20 protein-coding genes are annotated in these 20,358 nt (G+C 58.0%); 10 read left to right on the plus strand and 10 right to left on the minus strand.

The genetic code is table 11. The features are described 5' to 3' along the window. Positions 1-360 precede the first annotated feature (360 nt). Positions 361-1,560 (minus strand): tyrosine--tRNA ligase, encoded by a 1,200-nt coding sequence (tyrS, locus tag CLU80_RS10315; protein WP_099757311.1) that lies wholly within the window; start codon positions 1,558-1,560, stop codon positions 361-363. A 212-nt stretch (positions 1,561-1,772) separates the two neighbouring features. Between tyrS and CLU80_RS10320 the strand changes: the two genes are divergently transcribed. Both CLU80_RS10320 and CLU80_RS10325 read left to right on the plus strand, forming a co-directional pair. Next, positions 1,773-3,191, plus strand: coding sequence for a peptidoglycan DD-metalloendopeptidase family protein (locus tag CLU80_RS10320; protein WP_093441835.1), 1,419 nt, complete (start codon positions 1,773-1,775; stop codon positions 3,189-3,191). 3 nt (positions 3,192-3,194) lie between these two features. Beyond that, positions 3,195-4,286: an anhydro-N-acetylmuramic acid kinase gene (locus CLU80_RS10325; RefSeq protein WP_093441839.1), complete on the plus strand. Its 1,092-nt coding sequence runs from the start codon at positions 3,195-3,197 to the stop codon at positions 4,284-4,286. 71 nt (positions 4,287-4,357) lie between these two features. On the opposite strand, the gene erpA is transcribed toward CLU80_RS10325, so the two are convergent. Together erpA and argC are read right to left on the minus strand one after the other, a co-directional pair. Next, positions 4,358-4,708, minus strand: coding sequence for an iron-sulfur cluster insertion protein ErpA (gene erpA, locus CLU80_RS10330; RefSeq protein ID WP_008077999.1), 351 nt, complete (start codon positions 4,706-4,708; stop codon positions 4,358-4,360). A gap of 168 nt (positions 4,709-4,876) precedes the next feature. Further along, positions 4,877-5,911 carry an N-acetyl-gamma-glutamyl-phosphate reductase gene (argC, locus tag CLU80_RS10335; protein WP_099757312.1) on the minus strand — a complete coding sequence of 345 codons (1,035 nt, stop codon included), beginning with the start codon at positions 5,909-5,911 and terminating at the stop codon, positions 4,877-4,879. A gap of 133 nt (positions 5,912-6,044) precedes the next feature. Between argC and hemJ the strand changes: the two genes are divergently transcribed. The 6 genes from hemJ to coq7 all read left to right on the plus strand — a co-directional run bounded on the left by hemJ (position 6,045) and on the right by coq7 (position 10,594). Next, on the plus strand, positions 6,045-6,473 hold the full coding sequence (gene hemJ, locus CLU80_RS10340; protein WP_099757313.1) for a protoporphyrinogen oxidase HemJ: 429 nt from the start codon (positions 6,045-6,047) through the stop codon (positions 6,471-6,473). Between the two features lie 33 nt (positions 6,474-6,506). After that, a complete protein-coding gene (locus tag CLU80_RS10345) occupies positions 6,507-7,478 on the plus strand; it encodes an NAD(P)H-dependent flavin oxidoreductase (protein WP_099757314.1) in 972 nt (323 codons plus the stop codon). A gap of 75 nt (positions 7,479-7,553) precedes the next feature. Continuing rightward, positions 7,554-8,504 carry a DUF805 domain-containing protein gene (locus CLU80_RS10350; RefSeq protein WP_093441849.1) on the plus strand — a complete coding sequence of 317 codons (951 nt, stop codon included), beginning with the start codon at positions 7,554-7,556 and terminating at the stop codon, positions 8,502-8,504. Between the two features lie 61 nt (positions 8,505-8,565). Beyond that, positions 8,566-9,354, plus strand: a complete 789-nt coding sequence (locus CLU80_RS10355; RefSeq protein ID WP_093441854.1) for an SDR family NAD(P)-dependent oxidoreductase — start codon at positions 8,566-8,568, stop codon at positions 9,352-9,354. Positions 9,355-9,411: 57 nt separating this feature from the next. Next, positions 9,412-9,750 carry a histidine triad nucleotide-binding protein gene (locus tag CLU80_RS10360; protein WP_003228789.1) on the plus strand — a complete coding sequence of 113 codons (339 nt, stop codon included), beginning with the start codon at positions 9,412-9,414 and terminating at the stop codon, positions 9,748-9,750. A 196-nt stretch (positions 9,751-9,946) separates the two neighbouring features. Further along, positions 9,947-10,594, plus strand: a complete 648-nt coding sequence (coq7, locus tag CLU80_RS10370; protein ID WP_008077993.1) for a 2-polyprenyl-3-methyl-6-methoxy-1,4-benzoquinone monooxygenase — start codon at positions 9,947-9,949, stop codon at positions 10,592-10,594. A 110-nt stretch (positions 10,595-10,704) separates the two neighbouring features. Here the strand turns inward: coq7 and speD are convergent, their stop codons facing one another. Both speD and CLU80_RS10380 read right to left on the minus strand, forming a co-directional pair. Next, on the minus strand, positions 10,705-11,499 hold the full coding sequence (gene speD, locus CLU80_RS10375; protein WP_093441859.1) for an adenosylmethionine decarboxylase: 795 nt from the start codon (positions 11,497-11,499) through the stop codon (positions 10,705-10,707). 237 nt (positions 11,500-11,736) lie between these two features. Next, positions 11,737-12,159, minus strand: a complete 423-nt coding sequence (locus CLU80_RS10380) for an OsmC family protein (RefSeq protein ID WP_016772921.1) — start codon at positions 12,157-12,159, stop codon at positions 11,737-11,739. Positions 12,160-12,397: 238 nt separating this feature from the next. On the opposite strand from CLU80_RS10380, the gene crp reads away from it, so the two are divergent. After that, the gene (gene crp, locus CLU80_RS10385) at positions 12,398-13,042 is read left to right on the plus strand and encodes a cAMP-activated global transcriptional regulator CRP (protein WP_093441863.1); all 645 of its coding nucleotides are present in this window, start codon (positions 12,398-12,400) and stop codon (positions 13,040-13,042) included. A gap of 9 nt (positions 13,043-13,051) precedes the next feature. Here the strand turns inward: crp and CLU80_RS10390 are convergent, their stop codons facing one another. The 4 genes from CLU80_RS10390 to CLU80_RS10405 form a co-directional block, all read right to left on the minus strand. Beyond that, complete coding sequence (locus CLU80_RS10390) at positions 13,052-13,753, minus strand: lipoate--protein ligase family protein (RefSeq protein WP_099757316.1); 702 nt, start codon at positions 13,751-13,753, stop codon at positions 13,052-13,054. A gap of 135 nt (positions 13,754-13,888) precedes the next feature. Beyond that, positions 13,889-14,725 carry an indole-3-glycerol phosphate synthase TrpC gene (trpC, locus tag CLU80_RS10395; RefSeq protein ID WP_093441870.1) on the minus strand — a complete coding sequence of 279 codons (837 nt, stop codon included), beginning with the start codon at positions 14,723-14,725 and terminating at the stop codon, positions 13,889-13,891. Beyond that, positions 14,722-15,771 (minus strand): anthranilate phosphoribosyltransferase, encoded by a 1,050-nt coding sequence (gene trpD / locus CLU80_RS10400; RefSeq protein WP_095050325.1) that lies wholly within the window; start codon positions 15,769-15,771, stop codon positions 14,722-14,724. The genes trpC and trpD overlap by 4 nt, the downstream gene beginning before the upstream one ends. Before the next feature lie 9 nt (positions 15,772-15,780). Then, a complete protein-coding gene (locus CLU80_RS10405; RefSeq protein WP_093441878.1) occupies positions 15,781-16,374 on the minus strand; it encodes an aminodeoxychorismate/anthranilate synthase component II in 594 nt (197 codons plus the stop codon). Between the two features lie 408 nt (positions 16,375-16,782). Here CLU80_RS10405 and estP point away from each other — a divergent pair, with 408 nt between their 5' ends. After that, complete coding sequence (estP, locus tag CLU80_RS10410) at positions 16,783-18,690, plus strand: esterase EstP (RefSeq protein ID WP_099757317.1); 1,908 nt, start codon at positions 16,783-16,785, stop codon at positions 18,688-18,690. A 174-nt stretch (positions 18,691-18,864) separates the two neighbouring features. On the opposite strand, the gene trpE is transcribed toward estP, so the two are convergent. After that, positions 18,865-20,346 carry an anthranilate synthase component I gene (gene trpE / locus CLU80_RS10415; RefSeq protein WP_099757318.1) on the minus strand — a complete coding sequence of 494 codons (1,482 nt, stop codon included), beginning with the start codon at positions 20,344-20,346 and terminating at the stop codon, positions 18,865-18,867. Between the last annotated feature and the right edge of the window lie 12 nt (positions 20,347-20,358).

Raw genomic sequence — 20,358 nt, forward strand, 5'->3', positions numbered from 1 at the left:
TTGTTAAAGAGCGGTTGGTTAAGATCTTTCGTCTCAACCGAGGCGCGCATTCTACAGCAGCCTCATTTGCTGTCAAGTGATTATTTTCAGAAGCTTTCGAAGAATTCTTCAACAACTTCAACCACTTGCGCTTCCGATCTCTCGTCAGCGGGAGGCGAATTCTACAGCGTTACACGCTGTTGTCAACACCTCTTTTTCAACTTCTTTTTCAACTTCTTTTTGGCTTCGATGAACTGAAGCAACCTGCTGCCGAAACCTGCATAACTCATTGAATCTCAAGGAGTTTTCCGTTTCGACTGCGCCGGAAGTGGGGCGAATTATAGACATCTGAAATTCGCCGTCAACACTTATTTTCAGAAATCACTCAGATTTCAGTGTGATACGCGCAAACGCCTTCTTGCCAGCCTGACAAACGTGGGTCGCGCCCAGTACATATATAAAGGAGCGATCAACGACTGCACCATCGATGCGCACACCACCAGACGCCAACAGATCACGCGCTGCCGCCGAGTTCTTCACCAACCCTGCCTTATTAAGGACAGCAGCGATCGGCATATCCTCAGTAGAGGCCAACTCGATCTCTGGCAGATCATCCGGCAACTCGCCATCTTTCATACGGTTACCCGCCGCACGATGGGCATTGGCAGCAGCCTCTTCGCCATGGAAGCGCGCAACGATCTCTTCAGCCAGTTTGATTTTGACATCGCGCGGATTAGCACCCGCCTCAACATCAGCGCGCAGTGCATTGATCTCATCCATCGAGCGAAAGCTGAGAAGCTCGAAGTAACGCCACATCAATGCATCCGGAATCGAAACCAGCTTGCTATACATGACGCCCGGCGCTTCCTGGATACCGACGTAGTTGCCCAAGGATTTGGACATCTTCTTCACGCCATCCAGACCTTCGAGCAGCGGCATGGTCAAAATGCATTGAGCCTCTTGACCATAACCACGCTGCAACTCACGCCCCATCAGCAAGTTGAACTTCTGATCGGTACCACCCAGCTCGACATCCGCCCGAAGCGCAACCGAATCGTATCCCTGCACCAGCGGATAGAGGAACTCGTGAATAGCGATTGGCTGATTGGTGGTGTAGCGCTTATCGAAGTCGTCACGCTCAAGCATGCGCGCCACGGTGTACTGAGAGGTCAGGCGGACGAAGTCCGCCGGCCCCATCTGGTCCATCCAGGTGGAGTTGAACGCAACTTCGGTTTTCGCCGGATCAAGAATCTTGAACACCTGCGTCTTGTAAGTCTCGGCGTTTTCCAGAACCTGCTCGCGAGTCAACGGAGGACGCGTAGCACTCTTGCCGCTCGGATCACCGATCATTCCGGTGAAGTCACCTATAAGGAAGATAACCTGATGCCCCAGCTCCTGGAACTGGCGCAGCTTATTAATAAGCACCGTGTGACCCAAATGCAGATCAGGAGCGGTCGGATCGAAACCAGCCTTGATACGCAGCGGTTGGCCGCGCTTGAGCTTCTCGATCAGCTCGGACTCGACCAATAGTTCTTCCGCACCACGTTTAATCAGCGCTAGCTGCTCTTCAACCGACTTCATAACAGACCCGCAAGGCTCAGATTCAAAGGGAACCAACCATACAAGATCGTGCACCAATTACAAGTTTTGCCCGGCGCACGGACACCAATCCACAAACGCGGCGTCTGCAGACTTGCTTCAGAGATGATTTGGTTATATTTTATACAGTTATTTCATCTTCATCATGTCATTCATCTTTTCCAATTCATCTTTTTTCAAAGTCAAAATTACTTATGACCACAGAACCGTCTAAAGCGCCTCCGCTTTACCCGAAGACCCACCTGCTCGCCGCAAGTGGAATCGCCGCCCTTCTCAGCCTGGCACTCCTGGTATTCCCTTCCAGTGATGTTGAAGCCAAAAAGACGACCCTGAGCCTTGAACTGGAAAGTCCTGCTGAACAACTGACACAAGATCAAGACGCCGCTGACGCAGCTCAAGCCACAAATGAGCCCGTAGCTTCGCCATTTGCTCAAATCGAAAACAGTAGCGAAAACACCCCGCAAACCGCAGAGGCTGCACCTGCGCCAGCCGCCGAAAAGCCAAAAGCGCCTGGCCATCGCGAGGTCATTGTTGCCAAGGGCGATACCCTGTCGACCCTGTTCGAAAAGGTCGGCCTGCCTGCCGCCTCCGTTCACGAAGTCCTGGCCAGCGACAAACAAGCCAAACAGTTCAGCCAACTCAAGCATGGCCAGAAGCTCGAATTCGAATTGACCCCTGACGGCCAACTGACCAGTTTGCACAGCAAGGTCAGTGACGTCGAAACCATTACCCTGACCAAGAATGACAAGGGTTATGCCTTCAACCGGGTTACCGCAAAACCAACCGTTCGAACTGCTTACGTCCATGGCGTAATCAATAGCTCGCTCTCACAATCAGCAGCCCGTGCCGGTCTCTCCCATAGTCTGACCATGGATATGGCCAGCGTCTTTGGCTACGACGTCGATTTCGCTCAAGACATCCGCCAGGGTGACGAATTCGATGTGATCTACGAGCAGAAAGTGGTCAACGGCAAAGCCGTCGGCACCGGACCTATCCTGTCCGCTCGCTTTACTAACCGCGGCAAGACCTACACCGCCGTGCGTTACACCAACAAGCAAGGCAACAGCAGCTACTACACCGCTGACGGCAACAGCATGCGCAAGGCGTTCATCCGTACTCCGGTGGATTTCGCCCGCATCAGTTCGAAGTTCTCAATGGGCCGCAAGCACCCGATCCTCAACAAGATTCGCGCCCACAAAGGTGTTGATTACGCTGCGCCGCGCGGCACGCCAATCAAGGCTGCCGGTGACGGTAAAGTGTTGCTGGCCGGACGTCGTGGTGGCTACGGCAACACGGTGATCATCCAGCACGGCAACACTTACCGCACGCTGTACGGCCACATGCAAGGCTTCGCCAAAGGCGTGAAGACTGGCGGTTCCGTTAAGCAAGGCCAAGTCATCGGCTACATCGGCACCACCGGCCTCTCGACCGGCCCGCACTTGCACTATGAGTTCCAGGTCAACGGCGTTCACGTCGATCCGCTGGGACAGAAGCTGCCAATGGCTGATCCAATTGCCAAAGCCGAACGCGCTCGCTTCCTTGCACAGAGCCAGCCGCTGATGGCGCGCATGGATCAAGAGAAAGCCACCATGCTGGCTTCGAGCAAGCGCTAAGTCATGGCCCTGTATATCGGCGTGATGTCCGGAACCAGCCTCGACGGTCTGGACATTGCCCTGATCGAACAGACTTCGGCGATCAAACTGGTCGCCACCCACTACATCCCCATGCCTGAATCCCTGCGCGCCGAGCTGCTTGGCTTGTGCGCCAGCGGTCCTGACGAAATCGCCCGCTCGGCGATTGCCCAGCAGAACTGGGTGACACTCGCGGCGCAGGGCATTCATACCCTCCTCGATCAGCAGCGACTCAAACCGCAAGACATTCGGGCGATAGGCAGCCACGGCCAGACCATTCGCCATGAGCCTGCACGCGGTTTCACCGTGCAGATCGGCAACCCCGCTCTGCTGACCGAACTGACCGGTATCACCGTAGTCAGCGATTTCCGCAGTCGCGATGTGGCGGCCGGAGGCCAAGGCGCTCCGCTGGTACCTGCATTTCATGAAGCGTTATTTGAAGAGCGTACCGGTAACCAGGCCGTCTTGAATGTCGGCGGCTTCAGCAATCTGAGTCTGATTGAGCCGACCAAACCTGTAGCCGGTTTCGACTGCGGCCCCGGGAATGTGCTGATGGACGCCTGGATTCACCAGCAGCGCGGCGAAAACTATGATCGCAATGGCGACTGGGCTAAAACAGGTTCAGTCGAGCCGACACTGCTAAACGCACTCCTCAGCGATCCGTTCTTCGTCACCAAGGGGCCGAAAAGTACCGGCCGAGAAGTGTTCAACCTGCCCTGGCTGGAACAACATCTCTCGCACCTGCCAACCTTTGCTGCCGAGAACGTGCAAGCGACGCTGCTTGAGCTGACCGCGTTGACGATCATTGAATCTTTGCAAAACGCTCAAACCGATACTCAGGAACTGTTGGTCTGCGGCGGCGGCGCGCACAACGCCACGCTGATGAAGCGTCTGGCCGAGCTGCTGCCGACCACCAAAGTCGCCAGCACTGCCACTCACGGCGTTGACCCGGACTGGGTCGAAGCCATGGCCTTCGCCTGGCTGGCCCATTGCTGCCTAGAAGGCATCGCCGCCAACCGCCCAAGCGTCACCGGCGCACGCGGGCTGCGGATACTTGGCGCTATCTACCCTGCTTAAAGATTAAGCACAGCAAAACGCCGCAGAACCGTGAGGCTCTGCGGCGTTTTGTTATCTGGAGCGAGGAGCGATCAGATCGAGAACGAAGACCCGCAACCACACGTCGTGGTGGCGTTCGGGTTCTTGATCACGAAACGCGAACCTTCCAGACCTTCCTGGTAGTCCACTTCAGCACCGGCCAGATACTGGAAGCTCATCGGATCCACCACCAGACTCACGCCTTCGCGCTCGACGATGGTGTCGTCCTCGGCCACATCTTCATCGAAGGTGAAACCGTATTGAAACCCTGAACAACCGCCGCCCGTAACGAATACGCGCAGCTTCAAGCGATCATTCCCCTCTTCATCGACCAGGCTCTTCACCTTGTGCGCGGCACCGTGGGTGAATTGCAAAGCCGTGGGGGTGAAGGATTCGACGCTCATGCTGACTATCTCCCGGCGTTACGCCGCCATAATGCGTGATGACGCGCATTATCCGCTTGTCCGAGAAAATCGGTCAACTATTGTTACGGTATATCAATAAACCCGACGAGCTGTTCAGAATGCAAAAAGGCCCGCTGAACGGGCCTTTTCGCTGTGCTGCTTAAAGTGTTACGGCAGCATACCGGCGTGGGACAGACCGAAACGCTCGTCCAGCCCGAACAGGATGTTCATGTTCTGCACCGCTTGACCCGACGCACCTTTGACCAGGTTGTCGATCACCGACAGCACCACCACCAGATCGCCATCCTGCGGACGATGAACGGCGATACGGCACACGTTGGCACCGCGCACGCTACGGGTTTCCGGATGGCTGCCGGCCCGCATTACATCGACGAACGGTTCGTTGGCATAGCGCTTTTCAAACAGCGCCTGCAGATCCACTGAGCGATCAACCACGGTCGCGTAGAGCGTCGAGTGAATGCCACGGATCATCGGAGTCAGGTGCGGAACGAAGGTCAGACCGACATCCTTGCCCGCTGCGCGACGCAGGCCCTGGCGAATTTCCGGCAGGTGACGGTGACCTTTCACCGCATAGGCCTTCATGCTTTCTGACGTTTCGGAGTACAGCGAGCCGACAGCCGCACCGCGACCAGCACCGCTGACGCCGGATTTGCAGTCGGCGATCAAGCGCGAAGTATCCGCCAGACCGGCTTCGAGCAATGGCAGGAAACCCAACTGGGTAGCGGTCGGATAGCAACCCGGTACCGCGATCAGGCGAGCCTTCTTGATTTGCTCGCGATTGACTTCCGGCAGACCGTAAACCGCTTCGTCCAGCAACTCCGGTGCGCCGTGCGGCTGACCGTACCACTTGGCCCACTCTTCAGCGTCTTGTAGACGGAAGTCGGCCGACAGGTCGATCACCTTGGTGCCCGCCGCGAGCAATTCACCGGCCAATGCGTGAGCCACACCGTGCGGTGTAGCGAAGAACACTACGTCGCAAGCGCCGAGGGTCTTGATGTCTGGGACGCTGAAGGCCAGGCCGTCGTAGTGTCCGCGCAGGTTCGGGTACATGTCAGCCACGGCCAGACCGGCCTCGGATCGGGAAGTGATCACTACCACTTCTGCCTGCGGATGCTGCGCCAACAGACGCAGCAGTTCGACACCGGTGTAACCCGTGCCGCCGACGATACCGACCTTGACCATAACCTGCCCTCAAAGAACCCACTGGAAAGCCGTCGATAATAGGGGCCGCGCGGCCCTGCGACAACCGTCAAGGTGACGTGCGGACGCTCAAGCCTCTACTATCCGGCTTACCGTGAACCTGGAATAACTAAAAATGCTCTATCTATGGATCAAAGCTTTTCACATTGTCAGCATCGTTTGCTGGTTTGCCGGGCTGTTCTACTTGCCGCGTCTGTTCGTGTATCACTCGCAAAGCGAAGACACGATCAGCAAAGAGCGCTTCAGTGTCATGGAGCGCAAGCTGTATCGCGGCATCATGGGTCCGGCGATGATTGCGACGCTGATCTTCGGCGGCTGGCTGATCTACCTCAACCCGAGCATCTTCAGCATGGGCGGCTGGATTCACGCCAAACTGACCCTGGTCGTCTTGCTGATCGGCTACCACCACATGTGCGGCGCGCAGGTAAAACGTTTTGCCCGTGGCGAAAACACCCGCAGCCATGTCTTTTATCGCTGGTTCAATGAAGTGCCGGTTCTGATATTGCTGGCTATCGTAATTCTGGTCGTGGTCAAGCCGTTCTAACTTCAACAAGTACAGATCCTTGGGGTGTTCATAATGTCGCTGCCCGCTTTGCTCGAACAACGTCTGCGTCTGCCTGTAGTGGCGGCGCCGATGTTTCTGATTTCCAACCCTGAGCTGGTGCTCGCCTGCTGCCGTAATGGCGTGGTCGGCAGTTTTCCTGCGCTGAACCAACGCGAAAGCAGCGGATTCAAAGCCTGGCTGGAACAGATCGAAGCGGGCCTGGCGACACTGGACAACCCGGCGCCGTACGCGGTGAACCTGATCGTGCACAACAGCAACCCGCGCTTGCAGGCAGACCTGAACATCTGCGTCGAACACAAAGTACCGATCGTCATCACCAGCCTCGGCGCGGTGAAGGAGTTGGTCGACGCGGTACACAGCTATGGCGGCTTGGTCTTCCATGACGTCACCACTCGCCGACATGCCGAGAAAGCGGCCGAGGCGGGTGTCGACGGTTTGATCGCCGTGGCGGCCGGCGCCGGGGGGCACGCCGGGACCTGGAGTCCGTTTGCGCTGATTGCCGAGATCCGTCAGTTCTTCGATAAAACCCTGCTGCTTGCAGGATGTCTTAACCACGGGCATGAGATTCTCGCCGCACAGCTGCTCGGCGCGGATCTGGCCTACTTCGGTACGCGATTTATCGGCACCACGGAAAGTCATGCGCCCGACGCCTACAAGGAGATGCTGCTGACAGCCAAGGCGTCCGACATCATCCATACTCCAGCGGTCTCGGGAGTGCCGGCGAGCTTTATGCGGCAGAGCCTGGAAGCGGCCGGGTTCGACATGGCCGCTCTGCAAGGCAAAGGCGAAGTGAATTTCGGTGACAAGCTCAAGCCAATCAATGATGAAGCCAAAGCCTGGAAGACTGTGTGGTCGGCCGGACAAGGCGTCGGACAGATCGATGACCTGCCGAGCGTAGATCAATTGATCGCACGGCTGGACGCTGAATACCGGAAAGCCCAGGAACACGCAGCACAATTGCCAAAACGCTGGCCGCGCGAATAAAACCGGGCCAGTCGACTCAAGACTGGCCTTACACTGACGACCTTTCAAACCATTCGCGACAAGGATGCCTCGGCCATGAGCGAACCCCGTTACAAGATCGTATTCGACGGTGCTTTGCAGCCCGGTGTCGATATCACTACCGCCAAGCTCAATCTGGCTGATCTTTTCAAAAGTGAAGTGGCCGCCATCGAACGCTTGTTCAATGGCCGCGCCGTAGCACTCAAACGCGACCTGTCCCACAACGATGCACAGGCTTATCTACAAGCTCTGAGCAAAACCGGGATTGATGCACGCATTGAAGCAGAGACGGCAATCGAACTGAATCTATCGGACGTCCAGGAACACTCCACTGTGGTGGCAGAACCGGACTCCCCGTATGCACCGCCTCGCGCCAATGTGGGGGAAAATCTTCCGGCGTTCGCCACGCTCAAGCCGTTCAGCGTCGAAGGGCGAATCGGCCGCCTGCGTTTTCTGGCATGGACGATGGTCCTGAGTCTGGTGACCCTGCCCATTGTCGGCGTGTTCGCCCTGCTGGCTCTGGGTCTGGTCAGCGGCGACTCCACCACCGGCCTGATCATCGGCGGGATCTTCGCGTTCTTCCTGTTTATCGCCTTCCTGATTGTCAGCATTCTGTTCAGCGTCCAGCGTCTGCACGACATTGGCTGGTCCGGCTGGCTCTGGCTGCTGAACCTGGTACCGTTCGTGGGCAGCTTCTTCCCGCTGGTGATCATGGTCGTACCGGGCAACACCGGCGCCAATCGCTACGGCCCTCCCCCGCCGCCAAACAGCACCGCCGTGAAAGTGCTGTGCTCCCTGTGGATCGTGTTCTTCGCACTGATTTTTGTCGGTGGAATGCTCGGCGGCATCTCAGCCATCCAGCAGGAATATGAAAGCAATCTGGAAAGCAGCTACGAAAGTGGCTCGGTGACCACTGACGAAGTCGAAGTAGAGGTCGAAACGCCTGCGGATTCCGCCGACGAGGCAGCCGAAGCGGCGCAGGCCCCTGTAGACTCTGCGAAAGAATGAACAGCGCTCCCCGCCGTGACACCCGCGTCGCCGGCGCGGAGCTGTTGCGATGGAGAATTGCATGACCCGTTACGCACTGATCACCGGCGCCTCCAGCGGCATCGGCCTGGCCATGGCCGAAGCTCTGGCCCGGCGTGGCCGCAGCCTGATTCTGGTGGCCCGACAGCGTGATCAGCTCGAAAGCATTGCGATCGAATTGACCCAGCGTTTTGGCGTCGAGGTACTGTTCCGCGCCTGCGATCTGGGCGAGCCATTGCGTCTGTCCGGCTTCCTGCTGGAACTGGAAGAAGGTGACCGACAGATCGACTTGCTGGTCAATTGCGCCGGCATCGGCACCTGCGGCCCGTTTCTCGCACAGGACTGGATGACCGAGCAGGATCTGATCGAAGTGAACATCCTCGCCCTCACCCGTCTCTGCCACGCCATCGGCAACAGCATGGCGCTGCAGGGCGGCGGGCAGATTCTCAACGTCGCCTCGGTGGCCGCCTTCAATCCCGGCCCATGGATGAGCACTTACTACGCCAGCAAGGCGTATGTGCTGCACTTCTCCGAAGCCTTGCGGGTTGAACTGAAACAAAGTGCGGTGAAGGTCTCGGTACTCTGCCCCGGCCCGACACGCACGGCATTTTTCCGCACGGCGCAGCTGAACAGCGACAAACTCAAAGACAGCAAGTTAATGATGAGCCCAGAGGAAGTTGCGCTGTACACCGTACGCGCCCTCGACAAGAACCGCGCAATCATCATTCCCGGACGACGCAACCGCTGGTTCGCGTTCTTGCCGCGACTGGGCTCGCGCTGGCTCAATCGCACCATCGTCGGTATGGTCAATAAAGCTTACTGCCCGCGCTGAAGAAACCGGATTCAACGCGGTACACTCGATTCAGCCCAAACAGCGGAGAAAACAGCAGTGGATACTCTGTTCACCAAGATCATCAACCGGGAAATCCCGGCCAAGATCATTTACGAAGACGACCAGGTTCTGGCCTTCCATGACATCGCCCCTCAGGCACCGGTGCATTTCCTGGTGATCCCGAAAAAACCGGTGCGCACCCTCAATGACCTGACCGAAGATGACAAGGCATTGGCCGGGCACATCCTGTTCACTGCGCAGCGTCTGGCACTGGAACTGGGTTGCGAAGAAGGTTTCCGCGTGGTGATGAACTGCAATGAAAAAGGTGGGCAGACCGTCTATCACATTCATATGCACGTACTCGGTCAGCGTCAGATGAACTGGCCACCGGGCTGATTCACGACAAAAACTGTGGGAGCGAGCTTGCTCGCGAAGGCGTCGGCAGATTCAAAACCTCCATTGCCTGACACTCCGCTTTCGCGAGCAAGCTCACTCCCACAAAAAAGCATGACCGCGCAGCAAATGACCCAACGCAAACCTTCCCCGGCCGATTCGATTAAACTGGCCGCCGAGATTCTTCCCGGAGGTCAGCATGACTACCCAACGTCACTACTCGCCGATTGACCGTCTTCTGCTGCAAGCCGATGCTGCAATGCGTACTCTGCTGCCCTTCAGTGGCCAGCCGTACCGTCCGTCGCCGGCGATTTTGCAGCCGGACACGCAGATGAGCGACGAAGACACCCGCCACGTCGCCGGCCTGATGCGTATCAACCATACCGGTGAAGTCTGCGCCCAAGCGCTGTATCAGGGGCAGGCGTTGACCGCCAAGCTGCCTCAGGTGCGCGAGGCCATGGAGCACGCCGCCGAAGAAGAGATTGATCATCTGGTCTGGTGCGAACAGCGTATTCATCAGTTGGGCAGCCATACCAGCGTTTTGAATCCACTGTTTTACGGGATGTCGTTCGGGATCGGCGCAGTGGCCGGGTTGATCAGCGACAAGGTCAGCCTTGGATTCGTCGCGGCGACCGAGCATCAGGTGTGCAAGCACTTGAATGAACACCTGGAGCAATTGCCGGCCGAGGACGAAAAGTCCCGGGCAATTCTGGAGCAGATGCGCATAGATGAAGAACATCATGCGGAAAGTGCGCTGGAGGCTGGGGGTTTTCGGTTTCCGGCGCCGGTGAAGTTCGGGATGAGTATTCTGGCCAAGGTGATGACCAAGAGCACTTATCGAATCTGAGATCTGTGTAGGTGCTGAATCGCGAGCAGGCTCGCCCCCACAGGGTGCTTTGTTCCAGCAATAAAAAGGCGACTGTCCTGAAACAGTCGCCTTTTTTGTACCCGGGAATCTTAGGTCGGCATGTTGCGTGCGTAGAAGATTTCGAGCATTTCGTGTTTCACACGGTCGGTCACCTGAACGCGCTGCTCGGAGGACAGATTGCTGGTGGCGTCGCCGAACAGGTAGTTGTCCAGTTCGAAGTTCTTCAGCAGCATTTTGGTGTGGAACAGGTTTTCCTGGTACACGTTCACGTCAGTCATCTGGTACGCGTCGCGGGTGTCTTCGGAGAGGTAGTTCTGGATCGAATTGATCTCGTGGTCGATGAAGTGCTTGTTGCCTTCAACGTCACGGGTGAAGCCGCGCACACGGTAATCCACAGTCACGATGTCCGAATCGAACTGGTGAATGAGGAAATTGAGCGCTTTGAGCGGTGAAATGACACCACAAGTCGACACATCGATGTCCACACGGAAAGTTGCAATACCGTCATCCGGATGGATTTCCGGGTAGGTGTGCACCGTAATGTGACTCTTGTCGAGGTGGGCCAGGATAATTTCGGGCAACGGACCCGGCGACTCTTCGATCTGGCTTTCAGTCGGGGTTACCGGCTCTTCAGAAATCAGAATCGTGACGCTGGCGCCCTGGGGTTCATAGTCCTGACTGGCAATGTTCAGGATGTTGGCACCAATGATCTCGACAACTTCTGTGAGAATCTGCGTCAGGCGTTTCGCGTTGTACTCTTGATTGATGTACTCGACGTAAGCCTGCTGGTCTTGCGGGGTTTGCGCGTAGCAGATGTCATAGATATTGAAGCTCAAGGTCTTTGTCAGGTTATTGAACCCGTGGAGCTTGAGTTTGCTTTTCACCGTTAAAAACTCTCTATGTATGCGGCCCGGCCGCGTGATCAAGCATGCCCGTCAAGTGCGAACGACGCACCTGCGTAGGACGGTTAACACCTCTTCGCTATGGCGATTTTGGTTATCTGTTCAAGCGGTTGATCCGTCGGCTGACCGATCACTGCCCTGAAAAAAGTGGCGCATTATGCAGACGTCAACGAGTGATCGTCAGAGTCTGCACTGCGTTTATGATAGTTGAATGTCGGTTCAACCGAGTTCGACGATTTCGTAGTCGTGGGTGATCGCCACGCCTGCCGCGCCAAGCATGATCGAAGCGGAGCAGTATTTCTCGGCGGACAGTTCAATGGCGCGCTTGACCTGAGCTTCTTTCAAGCCACGGCCCTTGACCACGAAATGCATGTGGATCTTGGTGAACACCTTCGGATCTTCGGTCGCGCGCTCGGCGTCGAGAAAGGCCTCGCAGCTTTCAACGGCCTGACGGGATTTCTTCAGGATGCTGACCACGTCGAAGTTGCTGCAACCGCCGACACCCAGCAGAAGCATTTCCATCGGACGAACACCCAGATTACGACCACCGGCGTCCGGCGGACCGTCCATCACCACGACATGACCGCTACCGGATTCGCCGAGGAACATGGCTTCGCCAGCCCATTGGATGCGTGCCTTCATCGCCCAGACTCCACTGTAAAAAAAAGGGTCGCCAGCTTAGCACAGGGCTTTGCCCGGACAGCGAGCAACGTTCCTAGGACACGATGCCTCAGCGCTGTAGGTAATTTCTCGAATTTGCGACGAAGTGTCTGTTAAGCTGGCGCCAATTCGCTGGCGCCCATGCCAGCCCGTGTAGCGACCGCCTTCAGCGCCTCATAAAAAATCAAACATCACCGTGCAGTCTTTTCGGGATACAACCATGGTTGCTATTACCCCCACATCCAAAATCAAGAATCTCGACAAGCTGTTGATGCATTGCCAGCGCCGTCGCCATGCGGCCAAGAGCAACATCATCTGTGCGGGCGATCGCTCGGACACGCTGTACTTCATCATCAAGGGTTCTGTGACGATCCTGATCGAGGATGACGACGGTCGGGAGATGATCATCGCTTACCTCAACGCCGGGGATTTCTTTGGCGAACTGGGCCTGTTCGAGCAAGCGGGACAGGAACAGCAACGCAGCGCCTGGGTGCGGGCCAAGGTCGAATGCGAAACAGCGGAAATCAGCTACGCCAAGTTCCGCGAATTGTCGCAGCAGGATCCGGACATTCTTTACGTACTCAGCGGACAAATCGCACAACGTCTGCGCAACACCACGCGCAAGGTCGGCGATCTGGCGTTCTTCGACGTGACCGGCCGAGTGGCGCGCTGCCTGCTGGAACTGTGCAAACAACCGGACGCAATGACACACCCGGATGGCATGCAGATCAAGGTGACCCGTCAGGAAATCGGCCGGATTGTCGGTTGTTCGCGGGAGATGGTCGGTCGCGTGCTCAAGGATCTTGAGGAGCGCAACCTGGTCGATGTGAAAGGCAAGACCATGGTGGTCTTCGGTACGCGCTAAGCCCGATAGTCAGGCGTTGTAGATCTGCGCCAGCATCAAACGAAACAGCTCATCGAGACGCGCCAAAGCCCCGGGCGCGTTGAACTTTTCATGCAGGCCAATGTGGCTCTCCGCCCGCACCCGCTGCTCCAGGCCGCACGCTCCATTGAAGCGATTGACCGCCGCGACCATCGAGTCGCGCTCGTTATCCATCAGCATAGCACCGTGCACCAGGCCCACCGGACGTTGCCCGCCCTGACTCTGGCGCCAGCGCTGGGCCGTGCCGACCATTTTGCGACCGTCGAGGTTGACGTTGAAACGGCCGTCGCAGAATGCACCGTCGATTTCGCCAAGTGATGACGTGCCGCCCAACTCCTCCAGCAACTGACAGATCGGGTCGCAGAGACGGTGGTAGCCGGTTTCGATGCGGTTCAGGTCGCCTTCGCTGCGTGGTGGTGCATAGACCAGGGCGATGTTGATCGTCGCCGCTGATTGCGGGACGGGTTCGCCACCGGTTTCGCGTAGCAGGACGGGCCAGCCAGCGGCGGCTGAGACTTCGCAGGCGTGGTCGAACGTGGCGAGGCGATTGAGGCGGCGAGGCATGACCAACGCACGATCGCTGGGTTGCCAGAATAGAAGGCCGAATTCTGCGTCGCCGGCGCAGACCGAGGCCAGCAAGTCTTGTTCGGCTTGCAGACCGGCTTCGATGGTCAGGGAGGTTGGCAGCGACATAACAGGCTCCGGCAACATGGAAATCTTTAGCGGTTTCGATGGCCCCTTCGCGAGCAAGCTCGCTCCCACATTGGAATGCATTTCCCCTGTGGGAGTGAGCCTGCTCGCGATGGTCTCGACTCGGTCTAGAGCGAATCAGTCGAGGGTCGAACCGCTGATGGAAGTCCCGCGCTCCGGGAAGAACAGACGCTGCAATTCAGTGCCAGGATTCTCGGCGCGCATGAACGCTTCACCCACCAGGAACGAATACACTTCGCTGATTTCCATCAACTCGACATCGGCACGATTGAGAATACCGCTCTCAGTGATGACCAGACGATCGCGCGGAATGCGCGGCAGCAGGTCGAGGGTGGTTTCCAGGCTGACGTCGAAGGTGTGCAGGTTACGGTTGTTGACCCCGACCAGCGGCGTGTCGAGGGTTTTCAATGCACGTTCCAGCTCATCGCCGTCGTGCACTTCGACCAACACATCGAGACCGACGCCTTTGGCGACAGCGGCCAGCTCGGCCATTTTCACGTCATCCAGTGCGGAGACGATCAGCAGCACACAGTCAGCACCCAGCGCGCGGGCTTCGACGATCTGGTAAGGATCGATCATGAAGTCCTTGCGAATCACCGGCAGTTTGCACGCGGCCCGGGCCTGTTGCAGATAAGCATCGGCGCCCTGGAAGTAATCGATGTCGGTCAGCACGGACAGACAGGTCGCCCCGCCCTTCTCGTAGCTTTTGGCGATGTCGGCCGGAATGAAGTTCTCGCGGATCACACCTTTGCTCGGCGAGGCCTTTTTGATTTCGGCAATGACTGCAGGCTGCTTCTTCTTGGCTTGCGCCAGCAACGCTTGGGCAAAACCACGGGGTGCATCGGCCGCCTTGGCCAGACTTTCCAGCTCACTCAGGCTCACACGGGCGCTACGCTCGGCGACTTCCTGAACCTTGCGGGCCAGAATGTTTTCCAGAACCGTCGGTACACTCATCCCTCATTCTCCACTTTGAATACCGCGGTAAAGGCACCCAGCTCCTCGAGTTTTTCCCGAGCGAGGCCGGTGTGCAGGGCGTCGTGCGCAAGCTCCACACCCTGTTTCAAACTACTCGCCACGTCAGCGGCATACAGCGCCGCACCGGCATTGAGCACAATCATTTCGGCGGCTTTCTGGCCGTTTTCGGTCTTGCGCTTGCCGAGGGCATCGCGGATCAGCGCCAGCGACGCCTCCGGGCCTTCGACCGACAGACCGTGCAGGCTCTGGCTCTTCATGCCGAGATCTTCCGGCTCGACCCAATACTCGGTGATTTCGTTGTTCTTCAACTCGGCAACAAAAGTCGGCGCGGCAAGACTGAACTCGTCCAGGCCGTCCTTCGAATGCACCACCAGTACATGCTTGCTGCCCAGGCGCTGCAAGACTTCGGCCAATGGCCGGCACAATGCCTGAGTGAACACGCCCACCACCTGATGTTTCACACCGGCCGGATTCGTAAGCGGGCCGAGCATGTTGAACAGCGTACGCAAGCCAAGATCGCGGCGCGGGCCGGCGGCGTACTTCATGGCTTTATGGTGAGTCTGGGCAAACATGAAACCGATGCCGACGTTGTCGATGCAACGTGCGACTTGCACCGGCGTCAGGTTCAGATAGATGCCGGCGGCTTCCAGCAAGTCGGCGCTGCCGCTCTTGCCCGATACCGCGCGGTTGCCGTGCTTGGCCACGGTGCAACCGGCTGCCGCTACGACAAACGAAGAGGCCGTGGATACGTTGAAGATGTTCGCGCCGTCACCGCCGGTGCCGACCACATCGACCACGCCGTCGAGGGTCTTCAGTTCTACCTGATCGGCCAGCTCACGCATCACCGACACGGCGCCGACGATTTCGTCGATGCTCTCGCTCTTCATACGCATGGCCATCATGAACGCGCCGATCTGCGCGTCGGTGCATTGGCCAGTCATGATTTCGCGCATCACGTCGCGCATTTCATCGGTGCTGAGGTCGAGGTGATCGACGATACGGCTCAGGGCTGTCTTGATATTCATGGGAAGTCCTTAGCGCGTGCCGCCGGTTTGTTTGAGGAAGTTGGCAAACAGCTCATGGCCCTGCTCGGTCAGGATCGACTCGGGGTGAAACTGTACGCCCTCAATGTTCAGGGTCTTGTGACGCAGGCCCATGATTTCGTCGACGCTGCCGTCATCGTGTTGCGTCCATGCGGTCAGCTCCAGGCAATCGGGCAACGTCGCATGCTTGACGATCAGCGAGTGGTAACGGGTGACGGTCAGCGGATGATTGAGGCCTTGGAAAACGCCCTTGTCCTCGTGGAATACCGGACTAGTCTTACCGTGCATCACCTGCCGCGCACGCACTACGTCGCCGCCAAAGGCCTGACCGATGGACTGGTGGCCGAGGCAGACGCCGAGGATCGGTAGCTTGCCGGCAAAGTGCTTGATCGCTTCGATGGAGATGCCGGCTTCGGTTGGCGTGCACGGGCCGGGGGAAACCACGATGCGCTCAGGCTTGAGTGCTTCGATTTCGGCGATGGTCAGCTCGTCGTTGCGCACCACTTTGACTTCGGCACCCAGCTCGCCGAGGTATTGCACAACGTTGTAAGTAAAGGAGTCGTAGTTGTCGATCATCAGCAACATGGCGTGTCGAACCTCTTGAATTCTGATTTGAAAACAGCCTTCAGATCACTTGCCCGCAGGGCGCTGCACGATGTCGGACGCAGGAAGATGCGTCGGCACAGCGGCATTTCAAACAGGCAAGGAAGGCAAAGCGATACAGATCCGGCGGGGCCGGCAGAAAAGATTCAGGCGCGCCAACGCCAGCGGGCGTGTGCCTTGATGACTTGATCCAGAAGTTTGCTGGTGATCAACACGGGGAAGGTCTCGTTCATACGTTCCGGCACAGTAACTTAGCTGGGCGGAGCGTGCAATATGGCCGGGGCTGCGGCAGATAAAACCGGGGGAGGATTCGCGACCGATGGCAAAACGCCGGGAGTTTTTGGTACTGTCGTTTCGTTCACCTACAACAATAACTAAACGGACTTGCTCATGATCAAACAGACGTTGTTTGTACCGCTGGCCGGCTGCCTGCTCGCACTGGCCTGTGCTCAGGCCAATGCTGCACCCAACCCTTACTCCAGTTTCATTGTGTTTGGCGACAGCCTCAACGACGCAGGCACCTTCACCGACACTGGCGGACCAGCCGGCTCCACCGAGCGTTACACCAACCGGACCGGGCCGGTGTATCAGGATGGCAGCGGTGAACTGTATTCATTGAATTCCACGCAGTTGCTCGGCGGACGCCTTGGCTTTTCGCCAGACCAGACAGCCTCCTCCAGCTCCGCCGTGCGCGCCGAAAACGGCCAGCCGGACGGTAACAACTGGGCGGTCGGCGGCTATCGCACCGACCAGATCCTCGATTCGATCACCACGCAATCCGCAACCGGCGAACGCACCCGCGCCGGTTACCTGCCATCGAACGGCTTCCGCGCCGACCCGAAGGCGCTGTATTACATTTCCGGCGGCGGTAACGACTTCCTGCAAGGTCGCATTCTCAGCCTGCCGCAAGCCAACGCCGCCGCCGATCGACTGGCCGACAGCGTGCAGACCCTGCAAACCGCCGGCGCCAAGTACGTGATGGTCTGGCTGTTGCCTGACGTTGGCCTGACCCCGGCCATCAACGGTACACCGCTGCAAGCCTTCAGCAGCCAGCTCGCCACGCAGTTCAACAGCCAGTTGGTCACTCGCCTGCAAGGCATCAACGCTGAAATCATTCCGCTAAACATTCCGGTCCTGTTGTCGGAAGTGTTTGCCGATCCAGGACGTTTTGGCCTCGCAACCGATCAGAACCTCACTGCGACCTGCTTCAGTGGCAATAGCTGCACCGAAAACGCCCGTTACGGCATCAACAGCGCGACACCCGATCCGAGCAAGCTGATCTACAACGACGGCGTGCACCCGACCGAGGCCGGGCAAAAGCTGATCTCCGATTACGCCTATTCCCTGCTCGCCGCGCCGTGGGAGCTGACGCTGCTACCGGAAATGGCCCACGCCACCGTGCGTGCGCATCAGGATGAGCTGCGCAATCAATGGCAGGCGGACTGGGAGAACTGGCAAGCGGTAGGTCAATGGCGCGCCATTGTTTCGGCAGGCGGCCAACATCTTGATGTCGACAGCCAAAGCAGCGGCGCCAGCGCCGATGGCAGCGGTTACAACCTCAACGTCGGCGGCAGCTACCGCTTGAATGAAGCTTGGCGCGTCGGTGTGGCAGGCGGTTTCTACCGGCAGAATCTGGAGGCTGGGCATAACGATTCCGACTACAAACTCAACAGCTACATGGCCACGGCATTTGCCCAATATCAGCAAAATCGCTGGTGGGCTGACGCAGCGTTGACCGGCGGCAAGCTCGACTACGACAACCTCAAGCGCAAATTTGATCTGGGCGTCAGCGAAGGTGCAGAAAAAGGCGACACCGACGGTAGCCTCTGGGCCTTCAGCACCCGCGTCGGTTACGACATTGCCCAGCCGGGCAGCGAGTGGCACCTGTCGCCATTCGTCAGCGCCGACTACGCCAGCGTCGATGTCGACGGCTACTCAGAGAAAAGCAACCGCGCCACGGCGCTGACTTTCGATGATCAGACTCGTGACTCGAAACGCCTGGGGTTGGGCTTGCAGGGCAAGTACAACATCACCCCGCAAACCCAGGTATTCGGCGAGTACGCTCACGAGCGTGAGTACGAAGACGACGTGCAGAAGGTCAACATCGCGCTCAATACCTTGCCGGCCAACGACTTCAAACTTGAGGGCTACACGCCGCAGAGTCATTTGAACCGTTTGAGCCTGGGCGTCAGCCACAAACTCACGGCGGATCTGGCGCTGCGCGGCGGCTACTCGCTGCGCAAGGATGATGACTTTACCCAGCAGGGTGTGAATGTCGGGGTTGTGCTCGACTTCTAAATCGCCGACACAAAAAAAGCGGCGCCCTCACAGGCGCCGCTTTTTTATGGCTGAACACAGATCAAAATGTAGGAGTGAGCCTGCTCGCGATTACGGTGGTTCAGACAACATATCCGTTGAATGTTAATCCGCTATCGCGAGCAGGCTCACTCCTACAGGGGGTTTTGCGTGAGTTCAGGCTTCCGGGGTTTGCTCGGCCAGGGCCACGGCGCGGAACATCGCGCGGCGCTTGTTCAGAGTTTCTTCCCATTCCAGTGCCGGCACCGAGTCGGCAACGATGCCGCCGCCGGCCTGCACGTGCAGTTCGCCGTTCTTGATCACCGCCGTACGAATCGCAATCGCGGTGTCCATGTTGCCGTTCCAGGCGAAGTAACCCACCGCGCCGCCATACACTCCACGCTTGACCGGCTCCAGTTCGTCGATGATTTCCATCGCGCGAATCTTCGGCGCGCCCGACAAGGTGCCCGCCGGCAGAATCGCTCGCAGCGCGTCCATTGCCGTCAGCCCGGCTTTCAACTGGCCGGTGACGTTGGAGACGATGTGCATCACGTTGGAATAGCGCTCGATGACCATCTTCTCGGTGAGCTTCACCGAGCCGATTTCCGAAACCCGGCCAGTGTCATTACGACCCAGATCGATCAGCATCAAGTGCTCGGCGATCTCCTTGTCGTCTGACAGCAAGTCCTCTTCCAGCGCCACATCCGCTTCTTCCGTGGCGCCACGTGGGCGCGTGCCGGCAATCGGGCGCACGGTGATCAGGTTGTCTTCGACCCGCACCAGCACTTCCGGCGAACTGCCAACGACGTGGAAGTCGCCGAAGTTGAAAAAGTACATGTACGGCGTCGGGTTGAAGCAACGCAAAGCGCGGTACAGATCGATCGGCGCAGCCTTGAAGTCGATCGACATGCGCTGCGACGGCACGACCTGCATGCAGTCGCCGGCAAGGATGTATTCCTTGATGGTGTCGACGGCTTTTTCGTAATCGTTCTGGGTGAAACTCGAACGGAACACCGGATCAGCCGCTTGTTGCTTGCTGAAGTCCAAGCCACGACGCGGCGTGATCGGCTGACGGAGCTTTTCCAACAATGCCTGCAACTGCGCCTGACCTTGTTCGAAGGCATCCGCCTGCGCGGGGTCGGCCAACACGATCGCGTGCATCTTGCCGGCGAGGTTGTCGAAGACCACGACGGCGTCGGAAACCATCAGCAGAATATCCGGTACGCCCAGCGGATCCGGGTTCGGGCACTTGCCCAAGCGCTTCTCGACATAACGCACGCAGTCATAACCGAAGTAACCCACCAGACCACCGTTGAAACGCGGCAGACCAGCGATGGTCGGCACGTTGTAGCGCGCCTTGAAGGCCTCAACGAAGGCCAACGGGTCTTCCACATCGTGGCTTTCGGTCTCGACGCCATCAACGGTGATGCTCACGTGATGGTCGTGAACCCGCAACACGGTGCGGCACGGCAGACCGATGATCGAGTAACGGCCCCATTTCTCGCCGCCCTGTACCGATTCGAGCAGGTAGGAGTTGGGCTGGTCGGCCAGTTTCAGGTAGATCGACAGCGGGGTGTCGAAGTCGGCCAGGGTTTCGCAGGCCAACGGAATGCGGTTGTAGCCGTCAGCGGCCAAGCGCAGGAATTCTTCGCGGATCATAAGGTGCCTCGT

Source organism: Pseudomonas sp. 29 (genome assembly GCF_002754355.1).
Taxonomy (GTDB): Bacteria; Pseudomonadota; Gammaproteobacteria; order Pseudomonadales; family Pseudomonadaceae; genus Aquipseudomonas; species Aquipseudomonas neuropathica.

Coding starts and splice junctions, on each gene's coding strand:
- tyrS (WP_099757311.1), bottom strand. CDS start 1,560: ATGAAGTCGGTTGAAGAGCAGCTAGCGCTGATTAAACGTGGTGCGGAA.
- CLU80_RS10320 (WP_093441835.1), top strand. CDS start 1,773: ATGACCACAGAACCGTCTAAAGCGCCTCCGCTTTACCCGAAGACCCAC.
- CLU80_RS10325 (WP_093441839.1), top strand. CDS start 3,195: ATGGCCCTGTATATCGGCGTGATGTCCGGAACCAGCCTCGACGGTCTG.
- erpA (WP_008077999.1), bottom strand. CDS start 4,708: ATGAGCGTCGAATCCTTCACCCCCACGGCTTTGCAATTCACCCACGGT.
- argC (WP_099757312.1), bottom strand. CDS start 5,911: ATGGTCAAGGTCGGTATCGTCGGCGGCACGGGTTACACCGGTGTCGAA.
- hemJ (WP_099757313.1), top strand. CDS start 6,045: ATGCTCTATCTATGGATCAAAGCTTTTCACATTGTCAGCATCGTTTGC.
- CLU80_RS10345 (WP_099757314.1), top strand. CDS start 6,507: ATGTCGCTGCCCGCTTTGCTCGAACAACGTCTGCGTCTGCCTGTAGTG.
- CLU80_RS10350 (WP_093441849.1), top strand. CDS start 7,554: ATGAGCGAACCCCGTTACAAGATCGTATTCGACGGTGCTTTGCAGCCC.
- CLU80_RS10355 (WP_093441854.1), top strand. CDS start 8,566: ATGACCCGTTACGCACTGATCACCGGCGCCTCCAGCGGCATCGGCCTG.
- coq7 (WP_008077993.1), top strand. CDS start 9,947: ATGACTACCCAACGTCACTACTCGCCGATTGACCGTCTTCTGCTGCAA.
- CLU80_RS10380 (WP_016772921.1), bottom strand. CDS start 12,159: ATGAAGGCACGCATCCAATGGGCTGGCGAAGCCATGTTCCTCGGCGAA.
- crp (WP_093441863.1), top strand. CDS start 12,398: ATGGTTGCTATTACCCCCACATCCAAAATCAAGAATCTCGACAAGCTG.
- CLU80_RS10390 (WP_099757316.1), bottom strand. CDS start 13,753: ATGTCGCTGCCAACCTCCCTGACCATCGAAGCCGGTCTGCAAGCCGAA.
- trpC (WP_093441870.1), bottom strand. CDS start 14,725: ATGAGTGTACCGACGGTTCTGGAAAACATTCTGGCCCGCAAGGTTCAG.
- trpD (WP_095050325.1), bottom strand. CDS start 15,771: ATGAATATCAAGACAGCCCTGAGCCGTATCGTCGATCACCTCGACCTC.
- CLU80_RS10405 (WP_093441878.1), bottom strand. CDS start 16,374: ATGTTGCTGATGATCGACAACTACGACTCCTTTACTTACAACGTTGTG.
- estP (WP_099757317.1), top strand. CDS start 16,783: ATGATCAAACAGACGTTGTTTGTACCGCTGGCCGGCTGCCTGCTCGCA.
- trpE (WP_099757318.1), bottom strand. CDS start 20,346: ATGATCCGCGAAGAATTCCTGCGCTTGGCCGCTGACGGCTACAACCGC.